The organism is Stutzerimonas sp. KH-1 (genome assembly GCF_054483855.1).
In genome coordinates this window covers 1,738,228-1,765,000 of record NZ_CM137011.1, presented here as the reverse complement: position 1 = coordinate 1,765,000, position 26,773 = coordinate 1,738,228, and the positions used below count along the sequence as shown (strand labels likewise).

At 59.9% G+C, this 26,773-nt stretch carries 22 protein-coding genes and 2 rRNA genes (1 of these 24 cut by a window edge); 8 read left to right on the top strand and 16 right to left on the bottom strand.

Going from position 1 to position 26,773, the window contains the following annotated elements; genetic code table 11:
• From ACX1DW_RS08350 to ACX1DW_RS08330, 5 genes are all read left to right on the top strand, one after another.
• Window positions 1-2,071, top strand: a 23S ribosomal RNA gene (locus ACX1DW_RS08350); it begins 820 nt to the left of the window's first position.
• A gap of 134 nt (window positions 2,072-2,205) precedes the next feature.
• Window positions 2,206-2,321 (top strand): 5S ribosomal RNA (rrf, locus tag ACX1DW_RS08345).
• A gap of 215 nt (window positions 2,322-2,536) precedes the next feature.
• The gene (gene queD, locus ACX1DW_RS08340) at window positions 2,537-2,893 is read left to right on the top strand and encodes a 6-carboxytetrahydropterin synthase QueD (RefSeq protein WP_026006452.1); all 357 of its coding nucleotides are present in this window, start codon (window positions 2,537-2,539) and stop codon (window positions 2,891-2,893) included.
• 195 nt (window positions 2,894-3,088) lie between these two features.
• Window positions 3,089-4,405, top strand: a complete 1,317-nt coding sequence (locus ACX1DW_RS08335; RefSeq protein WP_458993199.1) for a Na+/H+ antiporter family protein — start codon at window positions 3,089-3,091, stop codon at window positions 4,403-4,405.
• 117 nt (window positions 4,406-4,522) lie between these two features.
• Complete coding sequence (locus ACX1DW_RS08330; RefSeq protein ID WP_458993198.1) at window positions 4,523-5,584, top strand: AI-2E family transporter; 1,062 nt, start codon at window positions 4,523-4,525, stop codon at window positions 5,582-5,584.
• Window positions 5,585-5,629: 45 nt separating this feature from the next.
• Here ACX1DW_RS08330 and ACX1DW_RS08325 read toward each other — a convergent pair whose 3' ends face one another.
• From ACX1DW_RS08325 to ACX1DW_RS08275, 11 genes are all read right to left on the bottom strand, one after another.
• Complete coding sequence (locus ACX1DW_RS08325) at window positions 5,630-7,624, bottom strand: PhoX family protein (RefSeq protein WP_458993397.1); 1,995 nt, start codon at window positions 7,622-7,624, stop codon at window positions 5,630-5,632.
• Window positions 7,625-7,808: 184 nt separating this feature from the next.
• Complete coding sequence (locus ACX1DW_RS08320; protein WP_133457286.1) at window positions 7,809-9,404, bottom strand: isocitrate lyase; 1,596 nt, start codon at window positions 9,402-9,404, stop codon at window positions 7,809-7,811.
• Window positions 9,405-9,884: 480 nt separating this feature from the next.
• Window positions 9,885-10,694, bottom strand: a complete 810-nt coding sequence (locus ACX1DW_RS08315) for a secretin N-terminal domain-containing protein (protein WP_017243947.1) — start codon at window positions 10,692-10,694, stop codon at window positions 9,885-9,887.
• A complete protein-coding gene (locus tag ACX1DW_RS08310) occupies window positions 10,691-11,320 on the bottom strand; it encodes a DUF7931 domain-containing protein (protein WP_011913434.1) in 630 nt (209 codons plus the stop codon). Before ACX1DW_RS08310 ends, ACX1DW_RS08315 begins: the two co-directional genes overlap by 4 nt.
• A gap of 6 nt (window positions 11,321-11,326) precedes the next feature.
• Window positions 11,327-11,752 carry a GNAT family N-acetyltransferase gene (locus ACX1DW_RS08305; protein ID WP_125869302.1) on the bottom strand — a complete coding sequence of 142 codons (426 nt, stop codon included), beginning with the start codon at window positions 11,750-11,752 and terminating at the stop codon, window positions 11,327-11,329.
• On the bottom strand, window positions 11,745-12,911 hold the full coding sequence (locus tag ACX1DW_RS08300) for a ribosomal protein uL16 3-hydroxylase (protein WP_458993197.1): 1,167 nt from the start codon (window positions 12,909-12,911) through the stop codon (window positions 11,745-11,747). The genes ACX1DW_RS08305 and ACX1DW_RS08300 overlap by 8 nt, the downstream gene beginning before the upstream one ends.
• A gap of 77 nt (window positions 12,912-12,988) precedes the next feature.
• The gene (gene purB / locus ACX1DW_RS08295; protein WP_458993196.1) at window positions 12,989-14,359 is read right to left on the bottom strand and encodes an adenylosuccinate lyase; all 1,371 of its coding nucleotides are present in this window, start codon (window positions 14,357-14,359) and stop codon (window positions 12,989-12,991) included.
• Window positions 14,360-14,444: 85 nt separating this feature from the next.
• Window positions 14,445-15,083 (bottom strand): high frequency lysogenization protein HflD, encoded by a 639-nt coding sequence (gene hflD / locus ACX1DW_RS08290; RefSeq protein WP_102840969.1) that lies wholly within the window; start codon window positions 15,081-15,083, stop codon window positions 14,445-14,447.
• Entirely contained in the window at window positions 15,080-16,207 is a 1,128-nt protein-coding gene (gene mnmA, locus ACX1DW_RS08285) for a tRNA 2-thiouridine(34) synthase MnmA (protein ID WP_458993195.1), read from the bottom strand. The genes hflD and mnmA overlap by 4 nt, the downstream gene beginning before the upstream one ends.
• Before the next feature lie 67 nt (window positions 16,208-16,274).
• Window positions 16,275-16,715, bottom strand: a complete 441-nt coding sequence (locus tag ACX1DW_RS08280) for an NUDIX hydrolase (RefSeq protein WP_458993194.1) — start codon at window positions 16,713-16,715, stop codon at window positions 16,275-16,277.
• Between the two features lie 103 nt (window positions 16,716-16,818).
• A complete protein-coding gene (locus ACX1DW_RS08275; protein WP_458993193.1) occupies window positions 16,819-19,047 on the bottom strand; it encodes an NADP-dependent isocitrate dehydrogenase in 2,229 nt (742 codons plus the stop codon).
• A gap of 358 nt (window positions 19,048-19,405) precedes the next feature.
• Between ACX1DW_RS08275 and icd the strand changes: the two genes are divergently transcribed.
• Window positions 19,406-20,662, top strand: a complete 1,257-nt coding sequence (icd, locus tag ACX1DW_RS08270; protein ID WP_063541722.1) for an NADP-dependent isocitrate dehydrogenase — start codon at window positions 19,406-19,408, stop codon at window positions 20,660-20,662.
• A gap of 60 nt (window positions 20,663-20,722) precedes the next feature.
• Here icd and cspD read toward each other — a convergent pair whose 3' ends face one another.
• The gene (cspD, locus tag ACX1DW_RS08265) at window positions 20,723-20,986 is read right to left on the bottom strand and encodes a cold shock domain-containing protein CspD (RefSeq protein WP_063541720.1); all 264 of its coding nucleotides are present in this window, start codon (window positions 20,984-20,986) and stop codon (window positions 20,723-20,725) included.
• Between the two features lie 218 nt (window positions 20,987-21,204).
• Between cspD and clpS the strand changes: the two genes are divergently transcribed.
• The gene (gene clpS / locus ACX1DW_RS08260; RefSeq protein WP_063541749.1) at window positions 21,205-21,567 is read left to right on the top strand and encodes an ATP-dependent Clp protease adapter ClpS; all 363 of its coding nucleotides are present in this window, start codon (window positions 21,205-21,207) and stop codon (window positions 21,565-21,567) included.
• Between the two features lie 29 nt (window positions 21,568-21,596).
• Entirely contained in the window at window positions 21,597-23,867 is a 2,271-nt protein-coding gene (gene clpA, locus ACX1DW_RS08255; RefSeq protein WP_125869157.1) for an ATP-dependent Clp protease ATP-binding subunit ClpA, read from the top strand.
• Between the two features lie 125 nt (window positions 23,868-23,992).
• Here clpA and infA read toward each other — a convergent pair whose 3' ends face one another.
• From infA to trxB, 4 genes are all read right to left on the bottom strand, one after another.
• The gene (infA, locus tag ACX1DW_RS08250) at window positions 23,993-24,211 is read right to left on the bottom strand and encodes a translation initiation factor IF-1 (RefSeq protein WP_002553999.1); all 219 of its coding nucleotides are present in this window, start codon (window positions 24,209-24,211) and stop codon (window positions 23,993-23,995) included.
• A gap of 95 nt (window positions 24,212-24,306) precedes the next feature.
• On the bottom strand, window positions 24,307-25,014 hold the full coding sequence (locus ACX1DW_RS08245) for an arginyltransferase (RefSeq protein WP_102840973.1): 708 nt from the start codon (window positions 25,012-25,014) through the stop codon (window positions 24,307-24,309).
• Between the two features lie 52 nt (window positions 25,015-25,066).
• On the bottom strand, window positions 25,067-25,747 hold the full coding sequence (aat, locus tag ACX1DW_RS08240) for a leucyl/phenylalanyl-tRNA--protein transferase (protein WP_458993192.1): 681 nt from the start codon (window positions 25,745-25,747) through the stop codon (window positions 25,067-25,069).
• 45 nt (window positions 25,748-25,792) lie between these two features.
• Window positions 25,793-26,740, bottom strand: a complete 948-nt coding sequence (gene trxB / locus ACX1DW_RS08235; protein ID WP_013982938.1) for a thioredoxin-disulfide reductase — start codon at window positions 26,738-26,740, stop codon at window positions 25,793-25,795.
• Window positions 26,741-26,773: the final 33 nt, after the last annotated feature.

Genomic DNA, 26,773 nt, shown 5'->3' with positions numbered 1-26,773 from the left:
GGTAGCGCCTCGTGTATCACTGCTGGGGGTAGAGCACTGTTTCGGCTAGGGGGTCATCCCGACTTACCAAACCGATGCAAACTCCGAATACCAGCAAGTGTCAGCACGGGAGACACACGGCGGGTGCTAACGTCCGTCGTGAAAAGGGAAACAACCCAGACCGTCAGCTAAGGTCCCAAAATCCTGGTTAAGTGGGAAACGATGTGGGAAGGCTTAGACAGCTAGGAGGTTGGCTTAGAAGCAGCCATCCTTTAAAGAAAGCGTAATAGCTCACTAGTCGAGTCGGCCTGCGCGGAAGATGTAACGGGGCTCAAACCAGGTACCGAAGCTACGGGTTCATCGCAAGATGAGCGGTAGAGGAGCGTTCTGTAAGCCTGTGAAGGTGAGTTGAGAAGCTCGCTGGAGGTATCAGAAGTGCGAATGCTGACATGAGTAACGACAATGCGAGTGAAAAACTCGCACGCCGAAAGACCAAGGGTTCCTGCGCAACGTTAATCGACGCAGGGTGAGTCGGTCCCTAAGGCGAGGCTGAAGAGCGTAGTCGATGGGAAACGGGTTAATATTCCCGTACTTCTAGTTACTGCGATGGGGGGACGGAGAAGGCTAGGCCAGCAAGGCGTTGGTTGTCCTTGTTTAAGGTGGTAGGCAGAGATCTTAGGTAAATCCGGGATCTTAATGCCGAGAACTGATGACGAGCTTTCTTTTAGAAAGCGAAGTGGTTGATGCCATGCTTCCAGGAAAAGCCTCTAAGCTTCAGGTAACTAGGAACCGTACCCCAAACCGACACAGGTGGTTGGGTAGAGAATACCAAGGCGCTTGAGAGAACTCGGGTGAAGGAACTAGGCAAAATGGCACCGTAACTTCGGGAGAAGGTGCGCCGGTGAGGGTGAATGACTTGCTCAGTAAGCTCATGCCGGTCGAAGATACCAGGCCGCTGCGACTGTTTATTAAAAACACAGCACTCTGCAAACACGAAAGTGGACGTATAGGGTGTGACGCCTGCCCGGTGCCGGAAGGTTAATTGATGGGGTTAGCGCAAGCGAAGCTCTTGATCGAAGCCCCGGTAAACGGCGGCCGTAACTATAACGGTCCTAAGGTAGCGAAATTCCTTGTCGGGTAAGTTCCGACCTGCACGAATGGCGTAACGATGGCGGCGCTGTCTCCACCCGAGACTCAGTGAAATTGAAATCGCTGTGAAGATGCAGTGTATCCGCGGCTAGACGGAAAGACCCCGTGAACCTTTACTATAGCTTTGCACTGGACTTTGAGCTTGCTTGTGTAGGATAGGTGGGAGGCTTTGAAGCGTGGACGCCAGTTCGCGTGGAGCCATCCTTGAAATACCACCCTGGCAACCTTGAGGTTCTAACTCTGGTCCGTTATCCGGATCGAGGACAGTGTATGGTGGGTAGTTTGACTGGGGCGGTCTCCTCCTAAAGAGTAACGGAGGAGTACGAAGGTGCGCTCAGACCGGTCGGAAATCGGTCGCAGAGTATAAAGGCAAAAGCGCGCTTGACTGCGAGACAGACACGTCGAGCAGGTACGAAAGTAGGTCTTAGTGATCCGGTGGTTCTGTATGGAAGGGCCATCGCTCAACGGATAAAAGGTACTCCGGGGATAACAGGCTGATACCGCCCAAGAGTTCATATCGACGGCGGTGTTTGGCACCTCGATGTCGGCTCATCACATCCTGGGGCTGAAGCCGGTCCCAAGGGTATGGCTGTTCGCCATTTAAAGTGGTACGCGAGCTGGGTTTAGAACGTCGTGAGACAGTTCGGTCCCTATCTGCCGTGGACGTTTGAGATTTGAGAGGGGCTGCTCCTAGTACGAGAGGACCGGAGTGGACGAACCTCTGGTGTTCCGGTTGTCACGCCAGTGGCATTGCCGGGTAGCTATGTTCGGAAGAGATAACCGCTGAAAGCATCTAAGCGGGAAACTTGCCTCAAGATGAGATCTCACTGGAGCCTTGAGCTCCCTGAAGGGCCGTCGAAGACTACGACGTTGATAGGTTGGGTGTGTAAGCGCTGTGAGGCGTTGAGCTAACCAATACTAATTGCCCGTGAGGCTTGACCATATAACACCCAAACAATTTGGCTGTTAGACGGTAAGTCGACATACAGACCGAAAATCTGCACGAACACGCAATACCGATTCGATCACATACCCAATTCGCTGCAGCGGCTCAACCCCGAGGCAGCAACCGAATTGCTTGACGACCATAGAGCGTTGGAACCACCTGATCCCATCCCGAACTCAGAAGTGAAACGACGCATCGCCGATGGTAGTGTGGGGTCTCCCCATGTGAGAGTAGGTCATCGTCAAGCGCCTATCCCAAACCCCCGATCCGCGTAAGCGGGTCGGGGGTTTGCTTTTGGGGCGCGGAAAGGCTGCAGGATCACCGATTTTTTGATGCCGACAAGTTACCGCAGCTGCTCCCTTTGGCGGTGATTGCCCTGCGTAGCAACCTCTGTGCATGAATCACGCGGGCAAAACGCGTAAAATTGCGCGCTTCGTCGCGATCAGATCACGAGTGCATACAGTGGAAATATTCAAAGAATTCACATTCGAGTCGGCGCACCGTTTGCCGCACGTACCGCAAGGACACAAATGCGGGCGGCTGCATGGCCACTCCTTCCGTGTTGCCTTGTATATAAGTGGGCCAGTGGATCCACATACTGGTTGGATTCGCGATTTCGGTGAGCTGAAATCCATCTTCAAACCGCTCTACGAGCGTTTGGATCACAACTATCTGAACGACATTCCCGGTTTGGAAAACCCCACCAGCGAGAACCTGGCGAAATGGATCTGGAACGAGCTGAAGCCGCTGCTTCCAGAGCTTTCCCGCGTCCGCATTCACGAGACCTGCACAAGCGGTTGTGAATACCGTGGTGAGTGATCATCGCGTTGGGTTTTATCTGCTCAGTAAACGCTGGTACCGCTAACGCCGAACTAGTGATAGGGAACGGCTACTGACAACTCAGATTACGCTCATTCGTCTTGAATGTGCCGTTCCGATTTTGACAGTTCTGCGCAGTTGCTGCAGAGTGCGGCGCTTTTCTACGCGACTTGGTCGTTTATACGGAGATTTGAAATGAACGCAGTTGTTGCGGCGGTCGGCATCATGCTGATCTTGAGCCTTTGCCGCGTGCACGTGGTCGTTGCACTTATTGCCGGGGCCATGGCCGGTGGGTTGATTGGCGGGTTGGGTATCGAAGGCAGCCTCGCCGCTTTCAACAAGGGCCTGGGTGGTGGAGCGACAGTGGCGTTGTCATATGCTCTGCTTGGTGCGTTCGCCGTAGCCATCGGCAAGAGCGGTCTGGCCCACGCGCTTGCCGACAAGGCTCTGGCTTTGGTCGGAAAGCAAGGCGGCCAGGGCACCGGTGCGGTGAAGTGGATGATGATCGCACTTCTGCTGGCGGTAGCGATCTCGTCCCAGAACATCCTGCCAATTCATATTGCGTTTATTCCTTTGCTCGTTCCGCCGTTACTTTACGTACTGTCGAAGATGAAGATCGATCGGCGCCTGATTGCCTGTGTGCTCGCGTTCGGGCTGATCACTCCTTACATGTTTCTTCCGGTTGGGTTCGGCAACATCTTCCTCAATGAGATTCTGCTCGCCAACGTTGCCAAAAGCGGTGTGGATGTAACTGGCATCAAGGTCACCCAGGCGATGCTGATCCCAGCTTTGGGCATGTTGTCGGGGCTGGCGATCGCCTTCTATAGCTACCGCAAGCCGCGTGAATATGACCTTGCTCGCATCGAGCAGGTGGAGCCCAGTTCGGTACGTTACAGCCCACTGACCTTGGTGGTGGCAGGCATTGCCGTTGCTGCGGCGTTCGTTATTCAGCTGTGGCTGGATTCGATGATTCTCGGCGCACTCGCAGGGTTCGTGATCTTCTCGGTCTCCGGTGTGGTGCGCTGGCGGGAAGCGGATGACCTTTTTACCGACGGCATGAAAATGATGGCCATGATCGGCTTCATCATGATTGCCGCCGCTGGTTTCGCTGAAGTGATGCGTGAAACCGGTGAGGTGAAACTGCTGGTAGACGCATCTACTGCGTGGATCGGCAGCAGCAAGGCCATCGGCGCCCTGTTGATGCTTCTGGTCGGTTTGCTCGTCACGATTGGCATCGGTTCTTCTTTCTCGACAGTGCCAATCATCGCGGCCATTTTCGTGCCGCTTGGCGTCGAGCTGGGCTTCAGCCCCTTGGCGATCGTGAGTCTCGTTGGCACAGCCGGCGCGCTCGGCGATGGTGGTTCCCCTGCATCCGACTCCACGCTTGGGCCAACGGCCGGTCTGAATGCCGACGGTCAGCATAACCATATCTGGGATACCGTCGTGCCGACCTTCCTGCACTACAACCTGCCGCTGCTCGCGTTCGGCTGGCTGGCAGCGATGACCCTCTGAACCGAAGAAAAGGGCCGTTCGGACAACAACGGCCCCTGTCGCGAATCAGTCGTCTGGCCCGCACTCGCGCTCTCGCTCGTTGACTAAACAGAACGATACGCAGCGACAGGGTCAACAATGGTCAACTCGACGCTCGAGCATAAAGTCTTCCTCGCGCTGCTGGTAGTGGTTTCCCTGGCGTTCGGCTGGATTCTGTTGCCGTTCTATGGAGCAGTCTTCTGGGCGGTCATTCTCGCCATCATTTTTGCACCCTTGCAGCGCTACCTTTACCGGCGGTTCAGTCAGCGCCGCAATCTGACGGCATTGTTTACCTTGCTGGTCTGCCTGCTGGTTGCCGTGCTACCTGTCATTCTGATTACGGGCATGCTGGTTCAGGAAGGCGCGACCCTCTACAAGCAGATAGAGAGCGGCGAGCTGGACATTGGTCGCCTCGTATCGGGTCTGCGGGAGCTGTTACCTCAATCGGTCCAGCTGCAGCTTCAGCGCTTCGGCTTCGGCGATCTGGACTCCATGCGGGAGCGGCTGGCATCGGGTGCGCTCGAGGGCAGTCAGTTTCTCGCCACCAAGGCGTTCAGCTTCGGTCAGGGGACGTTTCAGTTCCTTATCAGCTTCTTCGTGATGTTGTATCTGCTGTTCTTTTTCATCCGGGACGGTCGAGAGCTGGTGGCACGGATCAGAAAGGCCATTCCGCTCAGCGATGCCCAGAAAAGGCGCCTTTTCAACAAGTTCACCCGTGTGGTACGTGCGACGGTGAAGGGCAACATTCTGGTCGCCGTCACTCAGGGGGCTCTGGGCGGAATCATCTTCGCCGTACTCGGCATATCCGGCGCGCTGCTTTGGGGTGTGTTGATGGCGTTTCTGTCGTTGCTCCCCGCGGTGGGGGCCGGACTGATCTGGACGCCCGTCGCCATCTACTTTCTGATGACCGGGGCGATCTGGCAGGGGGTGATTCTCACACTCTATGGCGTGCTGGTGATCGGCCTGGTGGACAACATTCTCAGGCCCATCCTGGTGGGCAAAGACACCAAGATGCCCGATTACGTCGTGCTGATCTCGACGCTGGGCGGTCTGGCGCTTTTCGGTTTGAACGGGTTCGTGATCGGTCCGCTGGTGGCGGCTTTGTTCATATCGACATGGGGGCTGTTCACTTCACCTGAAGAGCCCCCACCGGGTCAATGATTGCCGACGCGGGGGAGGCCTGGCCCTCGCCAGGCCCCTTGGCGTTTACATCAGGCGCTTACCATCTTCACGAGTGATGATGACGGTGGCCGAGCGCGGACGCCGACCAGCGCCGTCTGGCCAGGTGCTCGTGTAGTTCGTCGAGGTCGAACCCTCACCCGGATGCTGGATGTTCACGAAGAGCGTGCGGAAGTCTGGCGTTGCCGTGATTCCTGTCACCTCGGCACCCAGCGGGCCGACCAGGAAACGCTTGGTTTCACCTGTTCTCGGGTCGGAAACCAGCATCTGGTTGTTGCCAAACGGACCGGAGCTCAACTGACTGCCGCTCATGTCGGTCTGGATCCACAGGCGCCCTTCATCGTCGAACCACAATCCATCGGGGCTGGCCAGGATATTCGTGGCGTCCAGCGCACGGCCTTTCGGGCTCCGGCTGTTTTCCTCGGGGCCGGCGAGCAGGTAGATATCCCAGGTGAATCGGGTGCCGGCAAAATCCCGGCTCGCTTCGCGCCAGCGAATGATATGGCCGAACGCATTCGGTGAACGCGGGTTGGCCGCATCGGACTGCTGGCGACCGCTATTGTTGGTGAGCGTGAAATACACCTCACCCGTGTCAGGATGTACCGCACCCCATTCCGGGCGATCCATTTTCGTTGCACCAACGACATCGGCGGCCAGGCGGGTATTGATCAGCACCTCTCCCTGATCGGCGAACCGAACGCCAGCGGCCTTGCAGGCACGCTGAAACGCTGGGTTGGCATGATCCAGCGCCAGCCAGTCGCCACTGCCATCCGGGTTGAAACGCGCCACGTAGAGGACGCCATCGTCCAGTAGGCGCCCGTCGCTGCGCTGAGGCCGATATTTGTCGCGGCTGACGTACTTGTAGATGTATTCGTTCTGCGAGTCATCTCCGGAATAGCAGACCACGGGACGGCCAGGCTTTACTGGGGCGAACACCAGGCCTTCGTGAGCGAAGCGGCCTAAGGCGGTGTGCTTGACGGGAGTTGAGGTAGGATCGAATGGGTCGATCTCCACGATCCAGCCGAAGGTGTTCGGCTCGTTTCGATAATCACCACTGGCGTCTGCTGCGGTCCGCGTTGCGTTGAAGCGCACGAACTCGTCGCCCGCGACCGTCTCCCATCCGTAGCGGCCACTACCACGCACGCCGTAGCGGCTGAGCTCACGTGGAAGCTCGGAATCAGCACTGGCGAAGTAACCGGCCCAGTTTTCTTCGCAGGTCAGATAGGTGCCCCAAGGTGTATGGCCATTGGAGCAGTTGTTGAGCGTGCCACGGGTTGAAGTCCCACTCGGGCTGTAGCGGGTTCGCATCAAGGCATGGCCTCGTGCGGGTCCTTCGATGCGCATCGGCGTCGCACCGGTAATACGTCGATTGCGTGAGCTGGGCAGCACGGACCAATCGCCCCGGGGGCCACGACGAATCTCGACTACCGAGACGCCGTGGGCATTGATCTCCTTGCGAACTTCGTCGACGTTGACGCGCTTGCCATCCACTACGGTCGGACCGTTACGGTGGAGCAGGGGTGCATCGATGTACTCGTGATTGAGAACCAGCAAGCCGTGGTCGCTCTGCCGTCCGCCCAGCTTCGCGTTCATGGGGAAGAAGTGCATTCCGTCGTGGTGCATGCCGACCTGTTGGGCCTGATCTTCCGCCGTGTTGCTGGCGTCTTCCAGCCAGGCCGGATAGCGCCCGGTAATCGGCGTGCCCCAAGGGATGAAGGTGGTGGCGGTATAGCCTGACGGCACGGTTATGGTGTCGGCACGGGAAACGGCCACCGGCACGAAAGGCAGGCGGGTACGACGTTTGAACGGTACATCCTTGATCCCGCGGGACATTGGCTCCGCCGCTTGCGCTAGGCCGGGAAGGGATGCGCCAAGAAAGGCCAGGGCACCCATGGCTGCGCCACCCGCGAGCACTTTACGTCGGCCAAGGGAAATCACATCCTGGATATGCGGATTCGTCGAATGGTTACTGGGCAACTCGTCCCCGTTGCCGAACAGAATGTCGTTGTTCTCAGTAATCACGGCGCAGCTCCATAACGATTGTTGTCGGAGCCATGACGCTAAGGTTCGTATGCGACAAGAGAATGACAGTGGAGCGCTGGCCGACGAAGCGTAACCGTGCACAGCTCAATCCGTCGCAAAAAAAAGCCCCGGCTCACGCCAGGGCTTTTTTCACACCGCAGCCAGGGCGGCTGCGAACCTGTTCTTAGTGGAACTGGTTCATGGTGTTGTCTTTGCCGCTTGCCTTCAGAGCAGCTTCGCCAGCGAAGTACTCCTTGTGGTTGTCGCCGATGTCAGAGCCAGCCATGTTCTGGTGCTTGACGCAGGCGATACCCTGACGCAATTCCTCGCGCTGAACGCCCTTAACGTAGGCCAGCATGCCCTGGTCGGCAAAGTAGCCCTTGGCCAGATTGTCGGTCGACAGAGCGGCGGTGTGGTAGGTCGGCAGGGTGATCAGGTGGTGGAAGATGCCGGCGTGAGCGGAACCGTCCTTCTGGAAGGTACGGATCTTCTCATCAGCGATCTGAGCCAGTTCGGTCTCGTCGTACTCGACGCTCATCAGCTTGGTGCGATCGTAGGCGGACACGTCCTTGCCTTCGGCAACCATGGCATCGAATACCTGCTGACGGAAGTTCAGAGTCCAGTTGAACGACGGGCTGTTGTTGTAAACCAGCTTGGCGTTCGGGATGACTTCGCGGATGCGATCAACCATGGCCTTGATCTGGCCAACGTGCGGCTTCTCGGTTTCGATCCACAGCAGGTCGGCGCCGTTCTGCAGGGAGGTGATGCAGTCCAGGACGCAACGGTCTTCGCCAGTGCCCTTGCGGAACTGGAACAGGTTGGACGGCAGACGCTTCGGACGCAGCAGCTTGCCTTCACGCTTGATCACGACGTCGCCGTTGCCCAGCTCGGCTTCGGAGATCTCTTCGCAGTCCAGGAAGGAGTTGTACAGGTCGCCCAGGTCGCCCGGCTCTTTGGTCACTGCGATCTGCTTGGTCAGGCCGGCGCCCAGGGAGTCAGTACGAGCAACGATCACGCCGTTGTCGATGCCCAGCTCGAGGAAGGCGTAACGAACGGCAGCGATCTTGGCGAGGAAGTCGGCGTGCGGAACGGTCACTTTACCGTCCTGGTGGCCGCACTGCTTCTCGTCGGAAACCTGGTTCTCGATCTGGATGCAGCAAGCGCCTGCTTCGATCATGCGCTTGGCCAGCAGATAGGTGGCTTCCGGGTTACCGAAGCCAGCGTCGATGTCTGCGATGATCGGGACGATGTGAGTTTCGTAGTTGTCGATCTGGCTCTGGATCTCGGCAGCCTTGGCGGAATCGCCGGCCTCACGAGCAGCGTCCAGAGCGGTGAACAGCAGGTCCAGTTCACGGCTGTCAGCCTGACGCAGGAAGGTGTACAGCTCTTCGATCAGGTCGGAAACGGCAGTCTTCTCGTGCATCGACTGGTCCGGCAGCGGGCCGAACTCGGAGCGCAGAGCAGCAACCATCCAGCCGGACAGGTAGAGGTAACGCTTGTTGGTGGTCTTCAGGTGCTTCTTGATGGAGATCAGCTTCTGCTGACCGATGAAGCCGTGCCAGCAGCCGAGGGACTGCGTGTAGACAGACGAGTCGGCGTCGTACTCGGCCATGTCCTTGCGCATGATGTCGGCGGTGTACTGAGCGATTTCCAGACCGGTCTTGAAGCGGTTCTGGGCGCGCATGCGAGCGACGGACTCAGGGTTGATGGCGGCCCAGCTGCTGCCGTATTGCTCTTTCAGGGCGGCAACTGCCTTGATGTCGTCTTGATATGCGGACATGTTCAATCCTTCAAAAATAAGTGTGGTTGAGCACCGACTTTTTCCCACCGGACCTACGTGCTATCGCTGATCAGTGCGGGCAACACGCGGCAGAGCGTCGAAATATCGACCGGGACGAGGATTGAACCAAGGAGAAGGGGGGATACGACCGCCGGGCTGGCTGGTTCCGGTTGCTGCGCCCACAGCCGGCGTGGCTGCCGTGTGCGCTACAACAACGAGAAGCTGGTCAGACTGGCTGATGCGTCAATCGCTACCCCGTCCCTCGGGACGACTCGTTCCAGTCGCAACCTCGTCAGTCCGCCTTGTGGGCAGTACAGTCACGGAACGGCTCGGCTGGTTGGCTGGAGCACGCCCCGGAGACCCTTGCCAGGGCCCCTGGTTAGCGGGAGCGGGCCAATAATGCGCCGCTGTTTTTTCATCGTCAACGGTTTTGTAGTGTTTTTTTTAGGTCACTACATTTTTCCGCGCGTCAGCACTGGTTCAGTCGAGAACATCCACTTTCAGGCGCATCGAAAGGTTCTGGCTGCCCTGAGTGGAATAGCGACGCAGCGTGCCGCGCTGATCAGAACTTGCGCTTTCATCGATGCCACCCACGGTGATCCATTCGCCGACGCGCCCACTGACGCGGGTATCGGCATTCTGCACTTCGACGACGCCACTGCGGCCCTGAGCGAGTCGGTCGCGGCTGCTGCTGATGCTGATCTGCACGCGGTCGCCATGCACCGTGGCGGTGGCGTAGAAGCCACGCAGCACATCACGATACTGGGTTTGCTGATAGATCTGGCCATAGCCATCGCTGCCCTGAGTCGTCAGCGGAACACTCTGGCCAACCTGAATCAGTGCCGGATAGCCCTCGCTGGCCTGGATCTGCTGAATGCCACCGTCCCGGCTGTTGGTACTGCGACGAATGATGCGAACCTGGTCTCTGCCTCCGATCTCGCCGCGGCCCGTTTCGAACTCCACGTCGCCAGCGCGTGCCGATCCGTCTACCCGATACCCTCCCGCTGTGCTGTTGGCCGAATCCTGGGTATCGACGCTGATCAACAGACGTTTGGGGGCCACATCCAGTTGGTCGACCACCTGGCGCAGCTCGCGGATCAGCGCGTCCGGTGCGTTGACGATCAGCTGGTTGCCATATGCCGTGACACGGCCCTGGCCGCCCAGTACCGACTCGGCTACCGGGAGCACTTCCTCGCCCATGCGGTTGTTGAGCTGGATGACTTCGGTTGCCGCCTGCAGCGGCAGGCAGATGCTGAGCGCGACGGCCAGCAGCGTGATACGAGGACTCATAACAGGAAGCTCCGCAAGTTTGCGTCCGATTGCCCATGATCCCATGCCTTGTCGAACTCTGCCTGGCGTATGCGCACGCGAGCAGGGTCACGATACAGGGCGTAGCCAGCATACTGGTCGGCCTTGGGGCGCTCCAGCAGCCCGCAGTCGTCGGCGAGGAGGTAGGTGCCGTTCGGCTCGGGGTAGTCCGGATGCAGCTTGCGAATATGGACATTGCTGGTCAACCGGCGCGCGAGTTGAAGAAGGCGATGACCTTCCTTCACGGCGCGAGTTGGGTCGGCGACGAGGATACGCAGCTGATTGCGAGGGTGTGCGAGCAGAAGGCGAGTGCAGGCCTGCTGGATGCTGCTGTGATGATAGAGCCAGGGCTCCAGGTCAGTGCTGTAGATGCACAGGGCACGGGTCGCCTGCTGCAGCATGGCTAAGGCGTGCTGACGTACTTCAGTCGGCTTGTCGAATCGTTGCAGCTCGACATCCCGTCCAAGGCGGAAGGGGGCCGCGACCCAGGCTTCGGGCTCGGGAAGATCAGGAGGCGGATTGTGTACGGCGAAGCGCCCCGGGGAGTGAAAGTCGATAGCAGGCAGTTCGGCCTGTTCGGTTCGCTCCTTGGGGGCATCGTCGTTCATTTCGTCTCACTGGCTCCGGCGGAGCATCTCAACATGAGGGATGCCGGCTTCAAGAAATTCGTCGCTGACAACCTTGAAGCCAAGCCGCTCGTAAAACGCGGTGGCATGGACCTGAGCGGTCAGAGTCTGTTCGGTCAAGCCGCGACGCTCAGCTTCGGCAATGACCGCATGCATCAGCGCGTCGCCAACGTTCATGCCGCGCCAGTCGCGCAGTACCGCTACGCGACCGATCTGCCCGTCGGCCAGAAGCCGTGCGGTACCGATCGGATACCCTCCCTCGAGCGCGAGGAAGTGCACTGCTTCGGCATCGTCGGCGTCCCACTCTTGCTCGGGCGGAACGGCCTGCTCGGCAATGAACACGGCCTCGCGGATGCGCCGTAATTCGGCATTGTCCTGCTGCCAGTCGGCGATCCGTACCTGAACGCTATTCATCAGCAAACTCCAGACTTCCTTGCTTGACCAGCTCGCACAAGAGGCTGCGGCCATCCTCATCCCCCAGCCACTGACCGACGTTGTCGACATGCAGCGCGTCGGCCGAACAGAGCAACCTCAACAGTTCGCGCAGCTTAGAGGGGAGCAGGCGGCTCTGACCACTGGCGAACAGTAGCAGGCCGATATCCACTTCGCTCCAGGCCAGTCGGGCCGCCGGATTGCGTACCAGTATCGCGCCGTCCTCCAGTGCCGACAGAAGTTCGTCCTCGCCGAGCTCCGGGCCTTCGACACGCTCCGGATAGCGTGGCTCGGTCATGAACTGGCCGAACCAGGTGAGCAGGAGGCGTTCGTCGCTCATGTGCTCGGCAAGCAGTGCCTTCAAACGGTCCAGTGCATCGCTCTGGATCTGGTAGGGGTCATCGCTGGGTTGTAGATCGGCATCACTGTAGCGTTCTTCGTCTGGCAGGAATTGCGCGAGGAAGTCGGTGAAATGGGTCAGGACTTCCGCGGCGCTGGGTGCGCGAAAACCGACCGAGTACGTCATGCAGGCATCCTCGGCGGTGCCGAAGTGAGCGAGGCGAGGCGGCAGGTAGAGCATGTCGCCCGGCTCCAGCACCCATTCTTCGGTGCCCTGGAAGTCGGCGAGGATGCGCAGGTCGCCGTGGGCCAGCATCGGGCTTTCGCTGTCGCACATCTGCCCGATGCGCCAGCGGCGCTGTCCATGGGCCTGCAGCAGGAACACATCGTAGTTGTCGAAGTGCGGTCCGACGCCGCCACCCGGAGCGGCATAGCTGATCATCACATCGTCGATGCGCCAGTTGGGCAGAAAGCGGAAATGCTCGATCAGCTCGGCGACGTCCGGTACGAGCTGATCGACCGCCTGCACCAGCAATGTCCAGTCGCGCTCCGGCAGCTGCTGATAGGTGTCCTCGGTGAATGGGCCTCGGCGCAGCTCCCAGGGGGTTTCGCCGTGTTCGATGACCAGGCGGGACTCGACGTCCTCTTCGAGGGAGAGGCCGGCCAGTTCGTCCGGCGAGATCGGGCTCTGGAAACCCGGGATGGCCTGGCGGATCAGCAGCGGCTTCTTCTGCCAGTAATCGCGCAGGAATTCCCGAGCACTGATGCCGCCCAGAATTTGAAGTGGAATATCAGAAGTCATGCGTAACACCTTGCTCTATATGGCAGAGCTGAAAATAAAAACGCCCGGCACAGCCGGGCGTGCAGGCATGGGATCGATCAGATGCGCTTGGCCTGGGCAGCGGCGTTGCCGATGTAGCTTGCCGGCGTCAGCTTGCGCAGCTCCGCCTTGGCGTCGGCCGGGATGTCGAGGCCGTCGATGAAGGCCTGCAGTGCGTCAGGCGTAATGCCTTTGCCGCGGGTCAGATCCTTCAACTTCTCGTAGGCATTCTCCACGGCATAACGCCGCATGACGGTCTGTACCGGCTCGGCAAGCACTTCCCAGCAGGCATCGAGGTCTTCGGCGATGCGGGCAGCGTTGAGCTCCAGCTTGCCGATACCCTTGAGGCTCGCCTCGTAGGCGATGACGCTGTGAGCGAAGCCAACGCCCAGGTTGCGCAGGACGGTGGAGTCGGTCAGATCGCGCTGCCAGCGGGAAATCGGCAGCTTGCTGGCCAGGTGCTGGAACAGCGCGTTGGCAATGCCGAGGTTTCCTTCGGAGTTCTCGAAGTCGATCGGGTTGACCTTGTGCGGCATGGTCGAGGAACCGATTTCGCCTGCGACGGTTTTCTGCTTGAAGTAACCGAGGGAGATGTAGCCCCAGACGTCGCGATCGAAGTCGATGAGGATGGTGTTGAAGCGTGCGATGGCGTCGAACAGCTCGGCGATGTAGTCGTGCGGCTCGATCTGCGTGGTGTAGGGGTTCCACGACAGGCCCAGATCGCCCTCGATGAATTCGCGGGCGTTGGCTTCCCAGTCGACGTCCGGGTAGGCGGACAGATGGGCGTTGTAGTTGCCCACGGCCCCGTTGATCTTGCCCAGCAGCGGCACGGCAGCTACCTGAGCGATCTGGCGCTCCAAGCGATAGACCACGTTGGCCAGTTCCTTGCCAAGGGTAGTCGGGGAGGCCGGCTGACCGTGGGTGCGCGACAGCATCGGCACGTCGGCGAACTGGACGGCCAGGCCGCGGATGGCGTCGGCGAGCTGGCGCATCAGCGGCAGCAGAACGGTGTCACGGCCTTCGCGCAGCATCAGCGCGTGGGACAGGTTGTTGATGTCTTCGCTGGTGCAGGCGAAGTGGATGAATTCGTTGACCTTGGCCAGTTCAGGCAGCTGCTTGGCCTGCTCCTTGAGGAGGTACTCCACGGCTTTGACGTCATGGTTGGTGGTGCGCTCGAATTCCTTGACGCGTTCGGCATGCTCCTGCTGGAAGTCCTCGGCAAGCTGATTCAACAGCGCATTGGCTTCGGTGGAGAAGGGCGCGACTTCCGGAATGCCCGGGTGGGCTGCCAGGCGCTGTAGCCAGCGGACTTCGACCTGGACACGGCAACGAATCAGGCCGAATTCGCTGAAGATCGGGCGCAGGGCGCTGGTTTTGCCGGCGTAGCGGCCATCGACGGGGGAAACCGCCGTGAGCGAGGAAAGCTGCATAGAGGGCATTCTCGGACAGTCGGGCAACGAAAAGGGCGCAGATTATACACGAATGTACCGGTACATCCCGGTCCATTCTCCCCGGTTATCGGTCTTCGCTCTGTGTCGAGCGCAGTCGAGGATAGAGTGCATCGAGCAGCTTGCGCCGGCTGAAGATCAGCTGCCAGCGGTGCCCGCCAAGCTGGCGCCAGAGGCGGGCGGAGCGAATGCCGGCGAGCAGCAGCGCGCGAATCTTGGCGGCATTGTCGGTCTGCTGCAGGTGGCGCATGTCGCCTTGGACCTGGATGCGCTGACGGAAGGTGCTCAGCGTGTCCTGATAGAGCCCGCCGAACGAGGCGACGACATTCTCGTGGGTGATGCCGAAGTGCTCGACCTGCTGCTGGATCTGGTCCAGCCGGCTACCGATGACTTGAAGCATGTCGTCACGTTTGTCCAGCTGTCGCTCCAGGCCGATCATCGCCAGCGCATAGCGCAACGGTTCGCGCTGCAGGCTGCTGCTGTCACGCTCCAGCGCGCCGACCAAGGCACGGTAGCCGTCTCGCAGATTGAGGTCGTCGCCGCCGTAGATTTCCAATGTGGTCTGCGGGTTGCGCGCCAGTAGGCTACCGAGCATGCAGCCGAGCGCGGCGTTCGGCACCTGGCCGGTTCGGGCGATGCGGTCGACCAGCGTGGCGGCTTCGAATACCGCCCCAAGCGCGATCAGCTGTTCATCCAGATTACTCATGGGCGGCCCTCGAACCAGGGTTCTGCCCTTTCGATGACGCCGCCGCCGAGACAGACTTCGCCATCGTAGAACACCACCGACTGGCCAGGCGTGACGGCCCGCTGCGGCACTTCGAACACGGCGCGATAGCCGTCGGATGTCTGCTCCAGTGTGCAAGCCTGGTCGCTCTGGCGATAACGAACCTTGGCGGTCAGCTTGAGCGGGGCGCTGAGGTCCACGGGGTTCACCCAATAGATTTCGGAAGCCAGTAGAGCGCGGGAGAACAGCCACGGGTGGTCATTGCCCTGGCCGACGATCAGCACGTTGCGCTGCAGATCCTTGCTCAGCACATACCAGGGCTCGTCGGAGGCATCCTTGAGACCGCCGATACCCAGCCCCTGGCGTTGGCCGATGGTGTGATACATCAGGCCGTGGTGACGGCCGATCACCTCGCCGTCGACCGTTTCGATGTTTCCCGGTTGGGCCGGCAGGTACTGCTTGAGGAAGTCACTGAATCGCCGTTCGCCAATGAAGCAGATGCCGGTGGAATCCTTCTTCTTTGCCGTGGCCAGGCCATGCTTCTCCGCAATCGCGCGGACCTCGAGCTTCTCCAGCTCGCCGACGGGAAACAGCGTCTTGGCCAGTTGCTCGCCTCCTACGGCATGCAGGAAGTAGCTTTGGTCCTTGTTAGGATCGAGGCCCTTGAGCAGTTCGCTGCGGCCATCGCGGTCACGACGCCGCACGTAGTGGCCGGTGGCGATGAGGTCGGCACCGAGCATCAGGGCGTAATCGAGGAACGCCTTGAACTTGATTTCCCGGTTGCAGAGGATGTCCGGGTTCGGCGTGCGCCCGGCCTTGTATTCGGCGAGGAAGTGCTCGAACACGTTGTCCCAGTACTCGGCAGCAAAGTTGGCGGTGTGCAGCTTGATGCCGATGCGGTCGCACACGGCCTGGGCATCGGCCAGGTCTTCCTTGGCGGTGCAGTACTCCGTGCCGTCGTCCTCTTCCCAGTTTTTCATGAACAGGCCTTCGACCTGATAGCCCTGTTCGAGCAGCAGGAGGGCGGAAACGGACGAGTCGACGCCGCCGGACATGCCGACGATAACGCGGGTGTTTTCCGGGGCGGAGAGGGTCGCAACAGACATAGAAGTACGCCAGGGTTTTGCAAAGGGGCGAATTCTATCAGCTGGCGCTGGCGTGACGAAGGTGTGATCAGTTGCGAATGACGTCAAGCGGATGCAGCGGTCCGGCCAGATAGTCATCGATGCAGCGCGGAACCAGCTCGCTGCGCCAGCGCTCGGGTTGCTGGGCCAGCTCCTCGCGGCTCAACCAGCGGGCTGCGACGATGCCATCGTCGAGTGATCGTTGCGCATCGTGGCGCAGGGCCTTGGCGGCAAAGCACACGCGCTGATAGGTGACGCCGTTGCTCGGAGCGGTATACAGGTAGATGCCGATCAGGCCGGTGAGCTCGACCTCCCAGCCCGTTTCCTCCAGCGTTTCCCGAATGGCGGCCTCGCGCAGATTCTCATTGGCCTCCAGGTGGCCGGCGGGTTGGTTGAGCACCAGGCGGCCTGCCTTGAGCTCCTCCACCAGGAGGAAGCGGCCCTGGTCTTCGATTACGGTCGCGACGGTGATGTGGGGTTGCCAACCCATGGAGATGCCTTGTGCAAATGAAGCGATCATAGCAGCAGCTAGACCGCTGAAAGCACGAACCCCGGCGCAAGGCCGGGATTCGTATTGACGCTCAGGTGCAGACTCAGGCGTTCAGCGCGGCCAGGGCAGCGTTGAAGGTGGCGCTGGGGCGCATCACCTTGCTGGTCAGCTCCGGGTTGGAGCGGTAGTAACCGCCGATGTCGACCGGCTTGCCTTGCACGGCTGCCAGTTCAGCGACGATGGCCGCTTCCTGCTCGGTCAGGGTCTTGGCCAGCGGAGTGAAGTGAGCCTTCAGCTCGGCATCTTCGTCCTGCGCGGCCAGAGCCTGCGCCCAGTACAGTGCCAGGTAGAAGTGGCTGCCGCGGTTGTCGATCTGGCCAACCTTGCGCGCCGGGGACTTGTTGTTGTCCAGCAACTTGCCAGTGGCCTGGTCCAGGGTCTTGCCGAGGATCTTCGCCTTGCCGTTGCCAGTCTTGATGCCAGTCTCCTCCAGCGAAACCGCCAGGGCGAGGAACTCACCCAGCGAATCCCAGCGCAGATAGTTTTCTTCGACCAGCTGCTGCACGTGCTTCGGCGCGGAACCACCGGCGCCAGTCTCGTACATGCCGCCGCCGGCCATCAGCGGAACGATGGACAGCATCTTGGCCGAGGTGCCCAGCTCCATGATCGGGAACAGGTCGGTCAGGTAATCGCGCAGCACGTTGCCGGTGACGGAAATGGTGTCCTTGCCGCGGATCATGCGCTCCATGCTCAGGCGAATGGCTTCGTTGTAGCCCATGATGCGAATGTCCAGGCCGCTCAGGTCGTGGTCCTGCAGATAGGTTTCGACCTTCTTCTGCAGCTGCATGTCGTGAGCACGCTCCGGGTCCAGCCAGAACACGGCTGGGGTGTTGGACTGGCGGGCGCGGGTAACGGCCAGCTTGACCCAGTCGCGGATCGGCGCGTCCTTGGTCTGGCAGGCACGCCAGATATCGCCTTTTTCGACTTCGTGCTGCATCAGTACGGTGCCATCGGCCAGTACGACGCGCATGGTGCCGTCGGCGTGCATTTCGAAGGTCTTGTCGTGCGAGCCGTATTCCTCAGCCTTCTGCGCCATCAGACCGACGTTCGGCACGCTGCCCATGGTGACCGGGTCGAAGGCGCCGTTGGTTTTGCAGAAGTTGATCATTTCCTGGTAGATGCGGGCGTAGGTGCTCTCCGGCATCACCGCCTTGGTGTCCTTCTGCTTGCCATCCTTGCCCCACATCTGGCCGGAGTTGCGAATCATCGCCGGCATCGAGGCGTCGACGATCACGTCGCTCGGGATGTGCAGGTTGGTGATGCCCTTGACCGAGTCGACCATCGCCATTTCCGGGCGGTGGCTATAGACCTCGTGGATGTCATGCAGGATTTCTTCCTGCTGCGAGGCGGGCAGGGACTTGATCTTGTCGTAGACGCTGCTGATGCCGTTGTTCGGGTTGACGCCCAGCTCCTTGAACAGATCGCCGTACTTGTCGAACACGTCCTTGTAGTAAACGCTCACGGCATGGCCGAAGACGATCGGGTGGGAGATCTTCATCATGGTCGCCTTGACGTGCAGGGACCACATGACGCCGGTTTCCTTGCAGTCCTGCAGCGTGTCTTCGAAGAACGCGCGCAGCTTCTTGCAGCTCATGAACATGCCATCGAGCACTTCGCCTTCCTGCAGGGCGAGCTGCTTCTTGACCTCGACCTTGCCATCCTTGCCAACGAACTCGATACGCACGTCACCGGCTTTTTCCATGGTGATCGACTGTTCGCTGGAGAAGAAGTCGCCGCCGCGCATGTAATCGGCGTGGGACTGGGATGCCTTGCTCCACTTACCCATGGAGTGCGGATGCTTGCGGGCATAGGCTTTCACGGCGGCCGGCGCGCGGCGGTCGGAGTTGCCTTCGCGCAGGACCGGGTTCACGGCGCTACCGAGCACCTTGCTGTAACGCGCGCGCGCGTCTTTCGCGGCATCGGTCTGCGGGTCTTCGGGGTAGTTGGGGATGTTGTAGCCCAGGGCCTGCAGCTCGGCGATCGCTGCCTTGAGCTGTGGAACGGAGGCGCTGATGTTGGGGAGCTTGATGATGTTGGCGTCGGGCTGGTTGGTCAGCTCGGCAAGCTTGGCCAGATCATCTTCGACTTTCTTGTCGGCATCCAGCTGATCGGCGAAGCTCGCAAGGATGCGCCCTGCAAGAGAGATGTCGCGTGTTTCGACGGAGATGTCAGCGGAGGCTGCGAAGGCTTCTACAATGGGAAGAAGCGAATAGGTTGCCAGGGCTGGAGCTTCGTCGGTGAAGGTATAGATGATCTTCGAAGGGGTGGACATTTAGCGTTAACTCTCTTCTTGCTGGGCGTGCACAGAATCCCGAATGCGCCGGGTAGGCGCCCTGACTCTCCATCTAGTAGTCGAGCCAGAAGGGGATTCGCCGCGGTGATGATGGATGCACCAATAGAGTGTCGAGCGTTTGAACCGCCGAGCCGCGGTGGCAGCGTCAGGGTTCAAGAGGCGGGTCTGGTACAGGCTCGTCCCTTATGACTTGTGAGTCATCGCGGCAGTATACCATCGAGCCCCCCTCTGGCAGAACGGCATTGCGCATACGACGAACGAACATGTAGTTTCAGGCGATTCGAGTGGGTTACCCTCAAACGACGATCGATGTCTAACCACGAAGACGGAGTCCAGCATGGGATACCAAAAGATCCAGGTGCCAGCCAGCGGTGACAAAATCACCGTCAATGCCGATAACACCCTGAACGTTCCCGACAATCCGATCATTCCTTATATAGAGGGGGACGGCATCGGCGTCGACATCAGTCCGGTGATGATCAAGGTCGTGGACGCAGCCGTGCAGAAGGCCTACGGCGGCAAGCGCAAGATCGCCTGGATGGAAATCTATGCTGGCGAGAAAGCCACTCAGGTCTATGACCAGGACACCTGGCTGCCGAAGGAAACACTGGAAGCGGTTCGCGATTATGTGGTGTCCATCAAAGGACCGCTGACCACGCCGGTTGGAGGCGGTATCCGTTCGCTGAACGTTGCGCTGCGTCAGGAACTGGACCTCTATGTCTGCCAGCGCCCGGTTCGCTGGTTCACTGGCGTTCCGAGTCCCGTGAAGAACCCAGGCGATGTGGACATGGTGATCTTCCGCGAGAACTCCGAAGATATTTACGCCGGTGTCGAGTGGAAAGCCGGCTCCCCTGAGGCGGAGAAGGTCATCAAGTTCCTCACCGAGGAAATGGGCGTCAAAAAGATCCGCTTCACCGAGAACTGTGGCATCGGCATCAAGCCCGTCTCGCTGGAAGGTACCAAGCGTCTGGTTCGCAAGGCGCTGCAGTATGCCGTGGACAATGATCGTGACTCGGTCACCTTCGTCCACAAGGGCAACATCATGAAATTCACCGAGGGTGCTTTCAAGGAGTGGGGCTACGAAGTCGCTCGCGACGAGTTCGGCGCTGAGTTGCTCGATGGTGGACCCTGGATGCAGTTCAAGAACCCCAACACCGGCAAGAACATCGTGGTCAAGGACGCCATCGCCGACGCCATGCTGCAGCAGATCCTGCTGCGTCCGGCCGAATACGATGTCATCGCCACGCTCAACCTGAATGGCGACTACCTCTCCGACGCCTTGGCGGCTGAGGTGGGAGGTATCGGTATCGCTCCGGGCGCCAACCTGTCCGACACTGTGGCGATGTTCGAGGCGACCCATGGCACGGCGCCCAAGTATGCCGGTCAGGACAAGGTCAATCCTGGTTCGTTGATCCTTTCAGCGGAAATGATGCTGCGCCACATGGGGTGGGTCGAAGCTGCCGACTTGATCATCAAGGGCACTGAAGGTGCCATTGCTGCCAAGACCGTCACTTATGACTTCGAGCGGCTGATGGATGGCGCGCAGCTGATGTCTTGCTCGCAGTTCGGCGATGCAATGATCAGCCATATGTAAGCGAGCGCAGGCAAAAAAGGCCGATCGACTGATCGGCCTTTTCATTTGCCCCGGAAGACGTCAGGCGTCGACCGTGGAAGCACCTTGGGCAGCAGCAGGAGTCGTCGCTTCGGACATGGCCTGCTGGGGCCGAATGTCGGTTGCGTGGAGGCCTTTCGGACCCTGCAGGATATTGAACATGACCGCTTGCCCAGCTTTCAGCGTTCTGTAGCCGTCCATCTGGATGGCCGAGTAGTGGGCGAACAGGTCCTCATCGCCGCCGTCTGCTACGATGAAGCCGTAGCCTTTGGCGTTGTTGAACCACTTGACCTTACCGCTTAGCATGCTGTTATCCCTCTGCAAAGGAGTCCATTACTGGAGTAACATCCATTTCATTCCGCGCTTATGCAGCCCGAGGCCTCATGTTGCGCAACCCGTTTGCCGTTGTAGGCACTTACTGTTTGTATCACCGTTTTGCCGATAGTCAAGGCGACTCGTCAGCTGGCTGCGAAGCTGTCCATATTTATCTGGCCCCCGCGCCACGACCTAGAACCGTTATGCGCATGCATGCATTTGCTCAGATTCGACTAACATTCAATCAGGATCGCCCCTTGGGGGACGAAGACGACGCCTCTGGCCTGGCGGTTCAAGAGGCCAAGCCGGAACTCAAGGCACCACCGATGTATAAAGTTGTCATGTTCAATGACGACTACACGCCGATGGATTTCGTCGTCGAGGTACTGGAAGGCATTTTCAATCATGGCAGGGAGCAGGCGACCAAGATCATGCTCGCCGTTCATACCGAGGGGCAGGCCGTCTGTGGGATATATACCCGCGACGTGGCCGAAACCAAAGCGATGCAAGTGAATCAATATGCAAGGGAATGCCAGCACCCGCTGCTTTGTGAGATCGAGAAGGACGGTTAACTCCGACTGCTGGGGATGAGGTGAAAGCTATGTTGAACCGTGAACTCGAAGTCACTCTGAATCTGGCTTTCAAAGAGGCACGTACCAAGCGTCATGAGTTCATGACGGTTGAACACCTCCTGTTGGCCCTATTAGACAATGAAGCGGCTGCTACCGTACTGCGCGCCTGTGGTGCGAGCCTGGATAAGCTCCGGCACGACCTGCAGGAATTCATTGACTCCACCACACCACTCATTCCACAGCACGATGAAGAGCGCGAAACCCAGCCAACCTTGGGTTTTCAGCGCGTTCTGCAGCGTGCCGTATTTCATGTGCAGAGCTCCGGCAAGCGTGAAGTGACCGGTGCCAATGTTCTGGTCGCCATCTTCAGCGAACAGGAAAGCCAGGCGGTCTTTCTGCTCAAGCAGCAGAACGTGGCGCGTATCGATGTCGTCAATTACATCGCCCACGGCATCTCCAAGGTTCCGGGAAGTTCCGGCAGCCCCGAGAACGATGCCGACATGCAGGACGAGGATGGTGGCGAGACGGGTGCTTCCAGCAATCCGCTGGATGCCTATGCCAGCAACCTGAACGAGTTGGCACGCCAGGGACGGATCGATCCGCTGGTCGGGCGCGAGCACGAAGTCGAGCGAGTTGCGCAGATCCTGGCGCGTCGGCGCAAGAACAATCCCTTACTGGTCGGCGAGGCCGGTGTCGGCAAGACGGCCATTGCCGAGGGGCTGGCGAAGCGGATCGTAGATAACCAGGTGCCCGATCTGCTGGGTGATAGCGTTGTGTATTCGCTGGATCTTGGTGCACTGCTGGCTGGCACCAAGTACCGCGGCGATTTCGAGAAGCGCTTCAAGGCGCTGCTCGGGGAGCTGCGCAAGCGGCCTCATGCCATCCTGTTCATCGATGAGATCCACACGATCATCGGCGCCGGTGCGGCATCTGGCGGTGTGATGGATGCGTCCAATCTGCTCAAGCCGCTGCTGTCGTCGGGCGAGATCCGCTGCATCGGTTCCACTACATTCCAGGAGTTTCGCGGCATCTTCGAGAAGGATCGCGCCTTGGCGCGCCGTTTCCAGAAGGTCGACGTCACCGAGCCTTCGGTCGAAGATACCATCGGTATCCTGCGCGGGCTCAAGGGGCGTTTCGAGCAGCATCACAAGATCGAGTACAGTGACGAGGCGTTGCGTGCGGCGGCGGAGCTGGCTTCGCGCTATATCAATGATCGCCATATGCCGGACAAGGCCATCGATGTAATCGACGAGGCTGGTGCCTATCAGCGTCTGCAACCGGAAGGGCAGCGGGTCAAGTGCATCGACGTCGAGCAGGTTGAGGATATCGTAGCGAAGATTGCGCGAATTCCTCCGAAGCACGTCAGCAGTTCCGACAAGGAATTGCTGCGTAACCTTGAGCGCGACCTGAAGCTCACCGTGTTCGGGCAGGACGATGCGATCGACTCGCTGGCGACTGCCATCAAGCTGTCTCGTGCTGGACTGAAGGCACCGGACAAGCCGGTGGGTTCCTTCCTCTTCGCCGGCCCGACCGGGGTTGGCAAGACCGAAGCGGCACGCCAGTTGGCTCGTGCGTTGGGGGTCGAGCTGATTCGCTTCGACATGTCCGAGTACATGGAGCGCCATACGGTCTCGCGCCTGATCGGTGCACCTCCGGGATATGTCGGATTTGATCAGGGCGGTCTGTTGACCGAAGCGATCACCAAGCAGCCACATTGCGTGTTGTTGCTGGATGAGATCGAAAAAGCCCATCCGGAAGTCTTCAATTTGCTGCTGCAGGTGATGGACCACGGCACGCTCACCGACAACAACGGTCGCAAGGCGGACTTCCGCAACGTGATCATCATCATGACCACCAATGCGGGGGCGGAAACCGCGGCGCGGGCGTCCATTGGCTTCACCCTGCAGGATCACGCGTCCGATGCCATGGAAGTCATCAAGAAGAGCTTCACGCCAGAGTTCCGCAACCGTCTGGACACCATCATCCAGTTCGGCCGTCTGAGCCATGATGTCATCAAGAGCATCGTCGACAAGTTCCTGATCGAACTGCAGGCGCAGCTCGAGGACAAGCACGTGACGCTGGAGGTGTCGGATGCCGCCCGCGGCTGGCTGGCGGAGCACGGCTATGATGCACAGATGGGCGCCCGGCCGATGGCCAGGCTGATCCAGGACAAGATCAAGCGGCCGCTGGCCGAAGAAATCCTGTTCGGAGAGCTGGCCGAACACGGCGGTGTGGTGCATATCGATATTCGTGACGGCGAGCCGTTCTTCGAATTCGAAACCACTGCAGAGCTGGCCTGACGGCCATTGAGACGAGCGCCCGGCCTCTGTCGGGCGTTTTCGTTTGTGCGGATTGCTGGCGGTGCGCAATGGCTGGCACAAACAAAAAAGCCCGGTAAGACCGGGCGTTTTTTCTCGCGACTCGCTTAGCGGGCGCGGTAGGTGATGCGACCCTTGCTCAGATCGTAAGGGGTCAGCTCCACGCGAACCTTGTCACCGGTAAGAATCCGGATGTAGTTCTTGCGCATCTTTCCGGAGATGTGCGCAGTAACGACGTGCCCGTTTTCCAACTCCACGCGAAACATGGTGTTGGGCAGGGTGTCGACGACAGTACCTTCCATTTCGAAGCTGTCTTCTTTCGACATTCAGTAAAGTCCTCGGTATTCAGGTAATTGGCCCGTAGATGCACGGGCAAAAGCGGCAAGCATTGTGCCCGAAATGGGTCGATGAGCCAAGGACTTCAGCTGAGCGTTACCCAGCGCTGGTTGACCAAGAGTTCGATGGGCCGATATTCGGTCTTGTAGTTCATCTTCCGGCAGTTCTTGATCCAATAACCGAGATAGACGGCCTTCAGGCCAAGGCGCGCGGCTTCGCCCATCTGCCAGAGAATCGCGTAGCGCCCTAGGCTGCGGCGCTCTTCGTCCGGATCGTAGAAGGTGTAAACAGCAGACAAGCCATTGGGCAGGACGTCGGTAACGGCGACGGCCAGCAGCCTGCCGTCGAGCCGGAATTCATAAAAGCGCGAGAATGGCAGGTCGCGCACGAGGAAGGTGTTGAACTGCTCACGGCTGGGTGGATACATGTCGCCATCGGCGTGGCGTTTCTCGATGTAGTTGGCGTAGAGCGCGTACAGTTCTTCGCTGAATGCCGGGCGTACGCCGCGGACCTGCAGGTCGGCGTTGCGCTTGAGGATTCGCTTCTGTTGGCGATTGAGTTCCGGTGCGCTTACCGGGATGCGTGCCGGAATGCAGGCCGAGCAGCGCTGGCAGTGGGGGCGATAGAGATGATCCCCGCTGCGGCGAAAGCCCATCTCCGAAAGCTCCGCATACACCTGCACGTCCATCGGTTGGCTTGGATCGAGGAACAAGGTGGTGGCCTGTTCATCGGGCAGGTAGCTGCAAGCGTGAGGCTGGGTGGCGTAGAACTTGAGGCGAGCCAGTGAAGTCATGGTCAACTCTCAGAAATCATGAACCCAGTGTAGGCCAGCTTGCCGAGGTCGACTAGGCGCGCCAGTCGGCTGCGCTGGGGTGGTCCAGATGCGTTGCGAGTGCGTCGGCGAACGCCGCGCGTGGGATGCTGCGAGCGCCGAAGCTCTCCAGATGACGGGTCGGCATCTGGCAGTCGATCAGCGCAAAGCCCCATTCGCGCAGCCGTTCCACCAAGGTGACGAAGCCGACCTTGGAGGCATCGGTGGCGCGGCTGAACATCGACTCGCCGAAAAATAGCTCACCCATCGCGAGGCCGTAGAGTCCGCCGACGAGTTGCCCTTGCTGCCAGATTTCCACCGAGTGCGCGACGCCTATCTCGTGCAGCCTGATATAGGCGTCTTGCATCGGTGTCGTGATCCAGGTGCCGTCTGCATAGCTCCGCGGGCCGGCGCATCCCTGGATGACCTCGGCAAAGGCCTTGTCGAAGGTCACCTGGTAGTCGCCGTGGCGCATGCGCTTGCGCAGGCTGCGCGAAACATGCAGCTCGTCAGGAAAGAGCACCGTGCGCGGATCGGGCGACCACCACAGCAGCGGTTGGCCTTCCTGATACCAGGGGAAACAGCCGTGGCGGTAGGCCGCCAGGAGTCGCTCGGGCCGCAAGTCGCCGCCAGCAGCAAGGAGGCCGTTGGGTTCGCGCAGAGCCGTTTCGAGGGGAGGAAAGCTGAAGTCGTCGCGCTTTAGCCAGGTCAGCATGTCTGCACGCAGGGTAGGGGAGGGCGGGCCGAAGCCCGCCTGGGATCAGTTGTCCAGGTACTTCTCGGCATCCAGTGCCGCCATGCAGCCGGCGCCTGCCGAGGTGATGGCCTGGCGATAGACGTGGTCGGCCACATCGCCTGCGGCGAACACGCCAGGAATGCTGGTGCAGGTGGCATCGCCTTCACCGCCGCCGCGGATCTTCAGGTAGCCATCTTTCATCTCCAGCTGGCCCTGGAACAGGTCGGTGTTCGGCTTGTGACCGATGGCGATGAATACGCCGGCCAGGTCCAGCGTGTTCTCTTCACCGGTAAGGGTGCTCTTGAGGCGAACGCCGGTCACGCCACTGGCGTCGCCGAGGACTTCCTCGAGGGTGTGGTTCCAGTGCAGGCGAATGTTGCCGTTGGTCGCCTTGTCCATGATCTTGTCCTGCAGGATCTTCTCCGAACGGAGCTTGTCGCGGCGGTGGATCAGGTGGACTTCCTTGGCGATGTTGGACAGGTACAGCGCCTCCTCGACCGCGGTATTGCCGCCACCGATCACCGCCACCACCTGGTTGCGGTAGAAGAAGCCGTCACAGGTGGCGCAGGCGGATACGCCGCGACCGGCGAACGCTTCTTCGGAGGGCAGGCCGAGATACTGCGCTGAAGCGCCCGTGGCGATGATCAGCGCATCGCAGGTATAGACACCGCTGTCGCCGCGAAGGGTGAACGGGCGCTGCTGCAACTCGGCGGTATGGATGTGATCGAAGACGATCTCGGTGTCGAAGCGCTCGGCGTGTTTCTGCATGCGCACCATCAGATCCGGGCCGGTCAGGCCTTCGACGTCGCCAGGCCAGTTGTCGACCTCGGTGGTGGTGGTCAGCTGGCCGCCGGGCTGGATGCCGGTGATCATCAGCGGCTTCAGGTTGGCGCGGGCAGCGTATACCGCAGCGGTATAACCGGCCGGGCCGGAGCCGAGGATGATCAGACGCGAATGCTTGACTTCACTCATAAAAAGCCCTCATAAGCCTTTGTTGCAAATAGA

Coding starts and splice junctions, on each gene's coding strand:
- ACX1DW_RS08335 (WP_458993199.1), top strand. CDS start 3,089: ATGAACGCAGTTGTTGCGGCGGTCGGCATCATGCTGATCTTGAGCCTT.
- ACX1DW_RS08330 (WP_458993198.1), top strand. CDS start 4,523: ATGGTCAACTCGACGCTCGAGCATAAAGTCTTCCTCGCGCTGCTGGTA.
- ACX1DW_RS08320 (WP_133457286.1), bottom strand. CDS start 9,404: ATGTCCGCATATCAAGACGACATCAAGGCAGTTGCCGCCCTGAAAGAG.
- ACX1DW_RS08315 (WP_017243947.1), bottom strand. CDS start 10,694: ATGAGTCCTCGTATCACGCTGCTGGCCGTCGCGCTCAGCATCTGCCTG.
- ACX1DW_RS08310 (WP_011913434.1), bottom strand. CDS start 11,320: ATGAACGACGATGCCCCCAAGGAGCGAACCGAACAGGCCGAACTGCCT.
- ACX1DW_RS08305 (WP_125869302.1), bottom strand. CDS start 11,752: ATGAATAGCGTTCAGGTACGGATCGCCGACTGGCAGCAGGACAATGCC.
- ACX1DW_RS08300 (WP_458993197.1), bottom strand. CDS start 12,911: ATGACTTCTGATATTCCACTTCAAATTCTGGGCGGCATCAGTGCTCGG.
- purB (WP_458993196.1), bottom strand. CDS start 14,359: ATGCAGCTTTCCTCGCTCACGGCGGTTTCCCCCGTCGATGGCCGCTAC.
- hflD (WP_102840969.1), bottom strand. CDS start 15,083: ATGAGTAATCTGGATGAACAGCTGATCGCGCTTGGGGCGGTATTCGAA.
- mnmA (WP_458993195.1), bottom strand. CDS start 16,207: ATGTCTGTTGCGACCCTCTCCGCCCCGGAAAACACCCGCGTTATCGTC.
- ACX1DW_RS08280 (WP_458993194.1), bottom strand. CDS start 16,715: ATGGGTTGGCAACCCCACATCACCGTCGCGACCGTAATCGAAGACCAG.
- ACX1DW_RS08275 (WP_458993193.1), bottom strand. CDS start 19,047: ATGTCCACCCCTTCGAAGATCATCTATACCTTCACCGACGAAGCTCCA.
- icd (WP_063541722.1), top strand. CDS start 19,406: ATGGGATACCAAAAGATCCAGGTGCCAGCCAGCGGTGACAAAATCACC.
- cspD (WP_063541720.1), bottom strand. CDS start 20,986: ATGCTAAGCGGTAAGGTCAAGTGGTTCAACAACGCCAAAGGCTACGGC.
- clpS (WP_063541749.1), top strand. CDS start 21,205: ATGCATGCATTTGCTCAGATTCGACTAACATTCAATCAGGATCGCCCC.
- clpA (WP_125869157.1), top strand. CDS start 21,597: ATGTTGAACCGTGAACTCGAAGTCACTCTGAATCTGGCTTTCAAAGAG.
- infA (WP_002553999.1), bottom strand. CDS start 24,211: ATGTCGAAAGAAGACAGCTTCGAAATGGAAGGTACTGTCGTCGACACC.
- ACX1DW_RS08245 (WP_102840973.1), bottom strand. CDS start 25,014: ATGACTTCACTGGCTCGCCTCAAGTTCTACGCCACCCAGCCTCACGCT.
- aat (WP_458993192.1), bottom strand. CDS start 25,747: ATGCTGACCTGGCTAAAGCGCGACGACTTCAGCTTTCCTCCCCTCGAA.
- trxB (WP_013982938.1), bottom strand. CDS start 26,740: ATGAGTGAAGTCAAGCATTCGCGTCTGATCATCCTCGGCTCCGGCCCG.